Source organism: Pseudomonas sp. EGD-AK9, from assembly GCF_000465935.2.
Taxonomy (GTDB): Bacteria; Pseudomonadota; Gammaproteobacteria; order Pseudomonadales; family Pseudomonadaceae; genus Aquipseudomonas.
Genome location: NZ_AVOF01000068.1, coordinates 1 through 10,366, shown reverse-complemented (window position 1 = coordinate 10,366; position 10,366 = coordinate 1). Strand labels below are relative to the sequence as shown.

General features: G+C 65.6%; 9 protein-coding genes and 2 pseudogenes. 1 reads left to right on the top strand and 10 read right to left on the bottom strand.

The genetic code is table 11. The annotated features are described in order from the left end of the window. The 10 genes and pseudogenes from N878_RS03805 to N878_RS03760 form a co-directional block, all read right to left on the bottom strand. The coding region (locus N878_RS03805) for an AAA family ATPase (RefSeq protein ID WP_021442361.1) at nt 1–1,217 on the bottom strand (1,217 nt) is incomplete at its 3' end. Between the two features lie 14 nt (nt 1,218–1,231). Beyond that, complete coding sequence (gene tssG / locus N878_RS03800) at nt 1,232–2,239, bottom strand: type VI secretion system baseplate subunit TssG (protein WP_031302707.1); 1,008 nt, start codon at nt 2,237–2,239, stop codon at nt 1,232–1,234. Beyond that, complete coding sequence (gene tssF / locus N878_RS03795; protein ID WP_021442359.1) at nt 2,203–3,993, bottom strand: type VI secretion system baseplate subunit TssF; 1,791 nt, start codon at nt 3,991–3,993, stop codon at nt 2,203–2,205. Before tssF ends, tssG begins: the two co-directional genes overlap by 37 nt. Beyond that, on the bottom strand, nt 3,993–4,259 hold the full coding sequence (locus tag N878_RS03790; RefSeq protein ID WP_051365797.1) for a hypothetical protein: 267 nt from the start codon (nt 4,257–4,259) through the stop codon (nt 3,993–3,995). The genes tssF and N878_RS03790 overlap by 1 nt, the downstream gene beginning before the upstream one ends. Nucleotides 4,260–4,266: 7 nt before the next feature. After that, nucleotides 4,267–4,536: pseudogene (locus N878_RS03785) on the bottom strand (PAAR domain-containing protein); the annotation flags it as partial. Continuing rightward, nucleotides 4,526–4,951 (bottom strand): type VI secretion system baseplate subunit TssE, encoded by a 426-nt coding sequence (tssE, locus tag N878_RS03780; RefSeq protein ID WP_021442357.1) that lies wholly within the window; start codon nt 4,949–4,951, stop codon nt 4,526–4,528. The pseudogene N878_RS03785 and the gene tssE, both read right to left, overlap by 11 nt. Nucleotides 4,952–4,957: 6 nt before the next feature. Further along, complete coding sequence (tssC, locus tag N878_RS03775; protein ID WP_021442356.1) at nt 4,958–6,436, bottom strand: type VI secretion system contractile sheath large subunit; 1,479 nt, start codon at nt 6,434–6,436, stop codon at nt 4,958–4,960. Nucleotides 6,437–6,461: 25 nt separating this feature from the next. Continuing rightward, nucleotides 6,462–6,968 (bottom strand): type VI secretion system contractile sheath small subunit, encoded by a 507-nt coding sequence (gene tssB, locus N878_RS03770; protein ID WP_021442355.1) that lies wholly within the window; start codon nt 6,966–6,968, stop codon nt 6,462–6,464. Nucleotides 6,969–7,022: 54 nt separating this feature from the next. After that, nucleotides 7,023–8,585 (bottom strand): type VI secretion system protein TssA, encoded by a 1,563-nt coding sequence (tssA, locus tag N878_RS03765; protein ID WP_021442354.1) that lies wholly within the window; start codon nt 8,583–8,585, stop codon nt 7,023–7,025. Between the two features lie 444 nt (nt 8,586–9,029). Next, nucleotides 9,030–9,944, bottom strand: coding sequence for a D-hexose-6-phosphate mutarotase (locus N878_RS03760; RefSeq protein ID WP_021442353.1), 915 nt, complete (start codon nt 9,942–9,944; stop codon nt 9,030–9,032). A 142-nt stretch (nt 9,945–10,086) separates the two neighbouring features. Here N878_RS03760 and N878_RS03755 point away from each other — a divergent pair. Further along, a pseudogene (locus N878_RS03755) lies at nt 10,087–10,366 on the top strand (biotin/lipoyl-binding protein); the annotation flags it as partial.

Genomic DNA, 10,366 nt, shown 5'->3' with positions numbered 1-10,366 from the left:
ACGCGGGCGCAGGCGGTATCGAGCACGTCCACCGCCTTGTCCGGCAACTGACGACCGGCCAGGTAGCGCGCCGACAGCTCGGCGGCGGCGACCACCGCGTCGTCGCGCAGGTAGATGCCGTGACTCTTCTCATACACCGGCGCCAGGCCGCGCAGGATGGTCACCGCCTCATCGACGCTCGGCTCGTGCAGCTGCACCGGCTGGAAGCGACGGGCCAGCGCCGGGTCCTTCTCGAAGTACTTTTTGTATTCGCTCCAGGTGGTGGCGGCGATGGTGCGCAGCTCACCGCGAGCCAGCGCTGGCTTGAGCAGGTTGGCGGCATCGCCGCTGCCGGCCTGGCCACCGGCGCCGATCAGGGTGTGGGCCTCGTCGATAAACAGGATGATCGGCTTGGGCGAGGCCTTGACCTCGTCGATCACGCCCTGCAGGCGGCGCTCGAACTCGCCCTTGACGCTGGCGCCGGCCTGCAGCAGGCCGAGGTCCAGGCACAGCAGCTCGACGCCCTTGAGCACCTGCGGCACCTCGCCGGTGGCGATGCGCAGGGCCAGGCCCTCGACGATGGCGGTCTTGCCCACGCCGGCCTCGCCGACGACTATGGGGTTGTTCTTGCGCCGGCGGGCGAGGATATCGACCATCTGGCGGATCGCGCCGTCGCGGCACAGCACCGGGTCGAGCTTGCCGTCGCGGGCCTGCTGGGTGAAGTTGTGGGTAAAGCGCGCCAGGTTCGACTCGCCCGGCGCCGCCGCTTTGCCGCCCGCGGCCTGCGGCTGCTGGCTAAGGGCGAAGTCGCGCAGACGCTCGGCATTGAGCTTGCTCAGCAGCGTCTGATAACGGCTGCCGGCGTAGCGCATGGGATTGCGCAGCAGGGCGAGGATCAGCGCGGCCTGGTCGATCTGGCTGGCGCCCAGCTCCAGGTTGGCCACCAGCAGGGCGTCCTGCAGCCACTGCACCAGCTCGGCAGAAAATACCGGGTTGCGCGACTCGCTGTGCTCGCCGCGCGGCTGCAACGCCTGGGCCAGCTCGCCGGCATCGATCTCGGCATCCTGCAGGGCACGCGCCAGCAGGCTTTCCGGGCGCTCGAGCAGGCCCAGCAGCAGATCCTCGACGAGGATCTTGTTGCCGCCGCGTACCACGCAGCGTTCGGCGGCCATCTCCAGGTCGCGCTTGCTCGCGGCGTCCAGGGCTTGAACCAGTTGTTGCAGGTCGACGTTGATCATTGCTCTCTCTTTCCCTAGTGAGTCTTGCTGCCGAGGGTGACCAGACCGTCGGCGTTCTCGCGACCGAGCCAGGTGGTCCAGCCCAGCAGGCAGGGGTTGCCTTCACCGATGCGCAGGTCGCGGATTTCGTCCTGACGCAGCTCCAGGCGGATGTCGTAGTCCAGCGGATCGCGCAGGGTGAAGCGCACCAGCGCACAGAGCGGCTGGTAACCCGTGCCGATCGGCAAGAACTCGTGAAAGCGCGTCCAGCCCAGCTGACGCACGTGGATGCGGAACTTGCCGCCGCGGTCGCGGACGCGCTCGCCGAGCACAGTGTCTTCGCCGAGCAGGCTGTTGGCACGGCCGAGGCGGTTGCGCTGCTCCTCCAGCACCACCACCTGGCGTTCCAGGCACTGCTCGATGAACAGTTCGGCGTGCTTGAAGTAGTAACGCAGCACCGACTCGATCAGCGCCGCCGAGTGGGCGCGCAGGCTGAGCAGGCCGAGGTAGGGCAGCAGGCGCTTCCAGTTCAGCTCCTGGGCCTGGCGGATCTGCTCGCTGCCCAGGCCGACCAGGGCAAACAGGTGCGCGGAGAAGGCGTCCATCGCCCCGCTCTGGAAGCTGGCGCGGTAGCGGTACTTCTGCCAGATCGGCAGCAACAGGCGCTGCAGACGGTTGTTGAACAGGTCGAGGAAGTCGCGGGTCGGGTTGCCGTCCTCGCTGTCGCCCAGGGCCTGCTCGCTGTAGAAGGCCGGCAACGGCGAGCCGCCGCCGAACAGGCCGACCAGGTTGACGCGCATGCGCGCGCGCAGCTCGCCGTGCTCCTCGAAGAACTGCACGCGATCGATATCGCTGCCAGGGAAACCCAGGCTCGGGTTGGCCTGGAATTCCAGGTACTCGTAGAGGCGCTCCTCATCCAGTTGCGGATGGGCGACCTTGAGGCGCTCCAGCACCAGCTGTACGGCCTGGAACAGGCTGTACTCGCGGATGCCTTTGCTCAATCGAGTTAGAGCAGGGGCTGTTGCCCCATACGTGGCGTCCATTTGTACAACTCTCCCTGTGTGCTCTGAACGTGCAGCTCGTGGTAGCTGTTGAGGCTGGCGTAGAGGGCGAAAAACTCATTGAGTACCGAAGCGAAGAGGAACAGGTCGCCCTCGCCCAGGTAGCCGTCCGGGTTCATGCTCAGTTCGGTGCGCACGCCGCGCACCGGCAGGCCGCGGTGCAGGCGGTCGACATGGCGGTGGCCGATGCTCTTGAGGCCGCCGAGCAGGCGCTTGCTGACGCGCTCGGCGTGCTGGTCGTAGTAGCGCGGCAGGTCGTAGGTCTCGAGGATTACCTTGAGCGCCTCGACGTTGGCCAGCGACAGGTAGTTCAGCGACATGTTGGAAATCAGCTTCCAGAGGAAATCGCGGTGCAGCGGCGGCGCATAGCAGGGGGTGACCGCGCTGATGTTGCGGAAGCTGAGAAAATCCGGGGTGTCCTCGCTGGGCAGGCAGATATCGCCCAGGCTCAGCTGACGCGGCAGATTCTGGTTGGTACAGGTCAGCTCGATGGACAGCGTCTCGTGCTGGTCGAGGTTGCGCAGGCCGAAGCTGAGCCAGGTCTCCAGGCCGTCGCCGAGCATCGACGGCTGCTGACGCACGCTGTAGTGCGGGCGCGCCACCGGCACGTCGAAGCTGGGGTCGTGCTCGAACGACTCGAACGGCACGTACTCCTCGTAGCCCATGCCGCCCGGCTTCCAGCCGGTGACGCGGTCCACCGAGAACACGCCGCAGTGCTGCGCGTCGAATTCGGCCGGCAGCAGCAGGTACTGGTCCTGCTTGCCGTCGAGGCGGATCGGGATGGCGTCGTGCTGGAACAGGTTGACCACCGGCGTGCAGTACAGGCGCACGTTTTCCAGGGTCGGGCGGATGCGCTGCACGCCGGCCTTGTGGATATCGAAGCGCAGCTCCAGACCGCGCGCCTGCTTGAGCAGATCCTCGGGCAAGCTGTGAATGGCATCCAGGCCGAGCAGGTCGACGAAGAGGAACTTGTCCTGGAAGGCGAAGTATTCCTGCAGATAGCGGTAGCCGCGGAAGGTATTGAGCGGGTAGGGGATCAACGCCTCGTCTTCGGCGAAGCCCACCGGCTGCACCTGCTCGGGCTTGAGCTGCAGCGTGCCCAGGGTCTGGCCAAAGGCATCCTGCATGGGCTTGCCGGCCGCATCGAGCAACACCAACTGGATGCCGCCGAGATTGCGCAGCAGCGCCAGGTAAAGCATCTGGCCGATATAGCGCTCGCCGGCCAGGTGCAGACGCAGCTTGTTCAGGCCGATCTCGCCGATATGGCCGTCGGCGCTCATGCCCAGACGCAGGCTGAGCAGCGCGCCGTCACCCTTGACCGAGTAGTCCAGGCCGTTCAGCGCCAGCGGCAGCACCTCGGTGGGGTAGCAGGTACGAAAGCGGCAGGTGACGCCCTCGATGGCCTTGGCCTCCACCGGCGTGCCGCGCTTGACCGGCAACGCCGGACCGGGACGGGTCAGCGGGTCGAACTGCAGCATGCTGAAGGCCGGCAGCGGACGCATGTAGTTCGGCCACAGCAGGTGCATCAGCGAATGGGTCAGCTCCGGCAGCTCGTCGTCGAGCTTCTGCCGCAGACGCCCGGTAAGGAAGGCGAAACCTTCGAGCAGACGCTCGACATCCGGATCACGCCCGGCCTGGCCGAGGAACGGCGCCAGCGCCGGGCTGCGCTCGGCGAAGCGCTTGCCCAATTGGCGCAGGGCGGTGAGTTCGCTTTGGTAGTAGTGGTTGAAAGACATCAGGCAGGGGACTCCGTGTCGTCGCCGGCAAAGGCTTCCTGCAATTGCACGTATTCACGCCAGGCTTCTGGGTGGGCGGGGTCTTGCAGCCACTCTTGGCGCTGCTCTCGAGTCAGCGATTGCCAGTAGGGCCACCAACAGTGCTGCCACCAGTGCTCGAGGTTGCCTTGCAGGCTACCCAAACCGCTTGCGTCGACACCGGGAAATGCCTCCCATGGCGCAGGCGGTACGAGCAAAGAGGGCGAGAACTGTTTCATCACCGTCATCTCAACCGCCAATCAACACGGTGCCGGAGCCAGCCACCACGGTATTGCCATGGCTGCCGACTGAACCCACCACCGCCGCCGGCTTGCCGTTGATCAGCACGGTGGGAATCACCGCGCCGGCCATGGCGCCGCCGCAGGCGGAGGCGTCGCCCATGCGCGCGGCGGGCAGGCTGTCGAACAGCACGTCGGGCGAGCCGGCGGCGATCGGGTTGGTGCCGTGGCCGGGAATCGGGCAGGCGGTGGGATCGCCGAGGCGGGCTGCGGGTTTACCGGACATGTGAGGCTCCTGGGTTGACCTTGACTTGACCGCTGCCGTCCAGGCTCGCGGAGAAACTGACCTGACGTTTGATACCGTCTATTTCCAGCAGCGCGTCGATGGCGAAGGCCTGACGCAAAGGGTCATGAGTGCGCGGCAGGGAGATCACGCGCACCTGGGTCAGACGGGGTTCGTACGCTTCGATGAAACGTTCGATGGCGATACGCGCCTGCTGCAACGAGTCGTGCAGCGACAGGCGCATATCGTTCAAATCGGGCAACCCGTAGTCGGGCAGCGTCTGCACGCTGCCCGCACGGGTGCTGAGCATCTTGGCCAGATGGGCAGCCACCGAGGCCATGGCGGCGACCTCGCGGCTCCAGCCGGCACGTTGGCCGGCCTCGCCACCGAGGCGCTCGAACAGGCTGCCGTAGGCCATGGCTGCTTACTCCTTGTCCAGCTTGCCGACCAGCGACAGGGTGAAGTCGGCACCCATGTACTTGAAGTGCGGGCGCACGTTCAGGCTGACGCGGTACCAGCCCGGCTCGCCTTCGACATCGCTGACGATGACCTGGGCGGCACGCAGCGGACGACGGCTACGCACTTCGGAGCTTGGGTTCTCCTGGTCGGCGACGTACTGGCGAATCCACTTGTTCAGCTCCAGCTCGAGGTCGGTACGCTCTTTCCAGGCACCGATCTGCTCGCGCTGCAGCACTTTCAGGTAGTGAGCCAGGCGGTTGACGATGAACATGTAAGGCAGCTGGGTGCCCAGCTTGTAATTCAGCTCGGCGGTCTTGCCTTCTTCGCTGATGCCGAAGAACTTCGGCTTCTGCGCCGAGTTGGCGGAGAAGAACGCGGCGTTGTCGCTGCCCTTGCGCATGGTCAGGGCGATAAAGCCTTCTTCCGCAAGTTCATATTCGCGACGGTCGGAAACCAGCACCTCGGTGGGGATCTTGGTCTCGATCTCGCCCATGCTCTCGAAGTGGTGCAGCGGCAGGTCTTCCACCGCGCCACCGCTCTGCGGGCCGATGATGTTCGGGCACCAGCGGAACTTGGCGAAGCTGTCGGTCAGACGGCTGGCGAAGGCGTAGGCGGTGTTGCCCCACAGGTAGTGCTCGTGGCTGTTGGCCACGTTTTCCTTGTAGACGAAGGTCTTCACCGGGTTGTCTTCCGGGTCGTACGGGTTGCGCAGCAGGAAGCGCGGTACGGTGAGGCCGACGTAGCGGGCGTCTTCCTGCTCGCGGAAGCTTTGCCACTTGGTGAATTGCGGGCCTTCGAAATGGTCTTTCAGGTCCTTCAGATCCGGCAGGCCGGTGAAGGTCTCCAGGCCGAAGAATTTCGGGCCGGCGGCGGCGATGAAGGGGGCGTGGGACATGCAGGCCACCGAGGCGACGTACTGCAGGGTCTTGACGTCCGGGGCGCTCGGATCGAAGAAGTAGTTGGCGATCAGGGCGCCGACCGGCTGGCCACCGAACTGGCCGTACTCGGCGGTGTAGATGTGCTTGTACAGGCCGGACTGAACGATTTCCGGGCTGTCCTCGAAGTCATCGAGCAGGTCCTGCTTGGAGGCGTTGAGGATCTCCAGCTTGATGTTCTCGCGGAAGTTGGTGCGATCCACCAGCAGCTTGAGGCCACGCCAGGAGGATTCCAGGGCCTGGAAGTCCGGGTGGTGAAGGATCTCGTCCATCTGCCGGCTGAGCTTGGCGTCGATCTCCGCGATCATGCGGTCGACCATGGCCTTCTTCACCGGCTCGTTTTCGTTCTGCGGCTTGAGCAGCTCTTCGATGAAGGCCGAGACGCCGCGCTTGGCGATGTCGTAGGCCTCGTCATCGGGGGTCAGTTTGGTCTCGGCGATGATGCGGTCGAGAATGCCGAGTTCGGCGGCGCTGTGGCTGCTTTCTACGGCTGCGCTAGTCGTGCTCATGAATATGCGTCCTTGTCAGTGAGAATCAGGAATCCAGCTTGTCTTTGGCGGCCAGGCCCAGCTCGCCGAGCACGCGGTCGCGCGAGTCGTCGTCGGCGAGCACGCTCTCGATCGCCTTGCGGAAGGCCGGGGCGTTGCCCAGCGGGCCTTTGAGGGCGACCAGGGCGTCGCGCAGTTCCATCAGCTTCTTCAGCTCGGGGACCTGCTCGACCAGGTTGGCGGGGTTGAAGTCCTTCATCGAGTTGATGCGCAGCTGCACGGCCAGCTCGTCACCTTCCTGCTCGTCCTGCAGGCGGTTCGGCACGGCGAAGGTCAGGTTCAGCTCCTGCTTGGCCAGCACCTCGTCGAAGCTGTTCTTGTCGATGCTGATGGGCTTGCGGTCTTCGATCTTGCGATCGTCGGCACGCTGGGTGAAATCGCCGAGCACCATGAGTTTCAGGGGCAGTTCGATTTCTTCCTGGGCGCCGCCGGTGGCGGGTTTGAAGGTGACGTTGATGCGTTCCTTGGGGGCTACCGAGCCTTCTTTGGCCATGGGTTTTCTCCTTTGCGTTGATGGCCCGGAGGCCTTGATTGGCGTGTTGGCGCCTTACTCCAGCACCACCTCGAGGTCGAGGTGGCACAACCTGCGATAGATCTCGTCCTTGCTGTCGCGCACCGCATGGTTCTGCGGCAGCAGCTCGCAGCAGTTGTGCAGCAGGCGCAGCACTTCCAGGGCGAGATCGGGTTCCCACTCGCCGAGGCCGGAAGCCTGCAGCGTCTGGTCGAGCGATTCGAGTTGGGTCTTGGCCAGTTCGTACTTCTTCGCGGCGAAGCACAGGCGGGCCAGGGTCAGTTGCCAGAAGAAGCGCTCGCGGCCGCCGCGCGCCCGATTGAGGCCCTGCTTGAGCTGCTGCACCGCAGCCTTCAGGCCGTCCTTGCGCAGCTGCGGCAGCACCTGCTGCAGCGCCTCTTCCCAGGGCGGGGTGGCGCCCGGTTCGCTGGTCGCGGGCTTCTTCTCGGTTTCCGGGGCCTGCAGATGGGGCAGCACGTAGGCGCCGATCCAGGCGCGGGTCTCGCCGTCGGCGAAGGGCACGCCGTCGTGGAAACGCAGTTCGTCGAGGCCGGGCACGCGCTGCAGGAACAGGGCGAGCTGGATTTCCACTTCGCGCATGGCCTGCTCGGCCTTAAGCTCCTGCAGGCATTCCCAGACCAGGCGCTGGCCATCGAGCCAGAACGGCGCGCGGGCGATGCTGGCTTCCAGATCCGCCAGCAGGTCGGCGTAGGCGCCCTGGGCGAAGCGCTCCTGGTACGAGGCCAGCTTGTCGGCCGGCAGGCCGCGCAGGGCGGTGATCTGTTCGGCGTTGCGCTCGGGCAGCGACTCGATGGGCAGCCACAGCAGGGTGCGCGCCAGGCGCAGCGGCTTGAGGTCGGTGGCCTTGTTCTTCAGCCACCAGGCGCACAGCGGGCGGGCGGCGTCCTGCTGGCTGCGCAGGGCCTTGTGCGCGTCCTTCTCGTTCTCGATGGGGCCGCTGCCGGTGATGATCTGGGTGGCGACCTGCTTGACCTGGGCGATGGCGGCGCCGACCGCGCCCGGCTCGGCCTGGCCCTGGCTGGCGCGGTTGATCTGCTCGTCGAGCCGGCGGCACAGCGGCAACAGCAGCGGCGAGTCCTCGCCGAGGTGGCTCGACAGGGCGGCTTCCAGACCGTGCAGGTGTTCGGCCAGACGGCGAAACAGCGGCAGCTGCTCGCCGATCGGCACGTGTTCGGCCAGCGCCTGCTCCAGGCGCGGCAGCAGCCAGTTGATGGCGGCGGTGCGGGTCCGCGCCTTGCGCGGATGCAACTCGTGCCAGTGGTGTTCGCAGAGGTAGTGCAGCAGGTTCAGACCGGCCTGCAGGCCGGCGAAGGATTCGCGCTGGAACAGGCCCCAGGTCAGCCAGGTGGCGGCGCGCAGATCCTTGGATTGGGTGGTCAGCAGGTTCTCGCTGCCCTCGCGCACCTTCTGCCAGTCGATGGCGCCGGTTTCGTGCAGGGAAGCAGCCTTGCCCAGCTCGGTTTCCAGCATTTCGTATTCGCTGGAATAACGCACATCTTCGCCGGCGAAGTTCCCTTCATTAATAGGGGTTTTGGCCAGATTGAGATAATGCGCAGTGAGCTTGCTGGAGTAGGTCATTCCATGACTCAAATAATTAAGTGGGCAACTTCCACGGCCGTGCAAATGGCCATCCGGCCTTTGCCAAAACACCGCAGTGCGCAACTTTTTGCGCAGTTGTTTGTGCAACAACTTGCGCAAGATCCTTATGGGACGGGCATCCTAGCCCTATGCCAGCAGGTGGGCAACCGCCCGAAGTGTGAAATACCTAACATTCGACGACATCTTACAAATTATTACTGGAACGTCAGCTCGGCTAATTTGTCGCGCCTTCGGAGCAAGTTGTTATCGGTGTTTCGACTGTAGGAGAAGTTGTTTCAGACTTGTAAGAAATGTCTTACTGGCAAATTAGTGGCGCATCACAGTTAATGGCACTTTAATACTGCTTTTTGTGACGTTGGCCACTGTTCGCCAGATGCCGTTGTGCCAGGTCGGGCCCAACCACTCGCCCGACCTGACAATGGCTCAGCCGGCCAGGACCTCGCTGGACAGGCGCAGTCGCAGAGCGTGCCGTTCGTCGGCGGCCAGGCGCACCACGTCCTCCATGACGTTGGCCGTCTCGATGCACAGCATGCCCTGCCAGGCCTCGGCGGCGAACTGCGACAGGCGCTTGGCCTTGTCGATCCAGGGGTTCCACAGCACCGCCGAGCGCGAGCCGCTGCTGTCCAGGTGGATGCGCCGGCCCCAGCCCGGATCGACGATGCTCAGCCGCGCCGGGGTGCCGAGGTAGATGCGGTCGGTTTCGCCGGCGAACTGCAGGGCGCCGTCCTGGCGGCGCTCGCGCCAGTCGTCGAGGGTGTCGAGGTAGCGGCAGCCGTCCAGCCCTTCGACGCCGACCTGGCGCACGTCACTGACGGCGAAGTAGCTGTGCAGCGCCTGGCTGATGACCAACGGCTCGTCGCCCTGGTTATGCGTCTCGAGATTCAGCGCGAGGTCCTCGCCGAGGCGGATGTCCAGCTGCAGGCGGGCGGCATGCGGCCAGCCGGGCAGCAGGTGCTGGCGGCTGTCGAAGACGAAGCGCAGGGTCACCGCATCGCCGTCCTCGTCGATCCCCAGCAGCTGCCAGTCGAGGCCACGCACCAGGCCGTGACTGGGCGCCAGTCCGGGCTGATAGGCGGCCTGCACGGCGGGCGGGTTGCAGCGCAGGTCGCCGAACCAGGGCCAGCACACCGGCACCCCGCCGCGCACGCTCTGGCCGCGCTCATAGGCGGCCTGCTCGCTGAGCCAGATCAGCGGCGGCTGGCCGTCGGGCTGGTAACTGAGGATCTGCGCGCCCTGCTGGGCCACCAGCAACTCGGCGTGCGCCGTGCGCACGCGCCAGCAGGTCAGTTGATCGAGTTCCACCCGCTCCACCAGCGGGCTCTGTTTGACTGCACTCATGACGGCATTCCTTCTGTCTATTGCCGAATCAGTGTGAACCCGGGGCCTGGCAAAGGCCAGATACTGGCACCCGGCCTGACCTGAAGCATTGTTGGCCGCCCGCGGCTGACCTAGGCTGGTTGACGAGCCGAGGAGTGCGCGGATGGGTAAAGGATGGATAGCCATACCGCTGCTGGCGGCGGCGCTGGCGGCGGCCTGGTGGTGGAGCCGGCCGCAGCCGCTGGCGGTGCGCCTGGTGACGGTGGAACGAGGTGCGGTGGAGACCCTGGTGGCCAACACCCGCGCCGGCACGCTCAAGGCCTGCCGGCGCACCCAGCTGTCGTTCAACCTGGGCGCCCAGGTGACCGAGCGCCTGGTGGAGGAAGGTCAGCGGGTGGACGCCGGCCAGGTGCTCATGCGCCTGCGCCAGGATGACCGCCAGG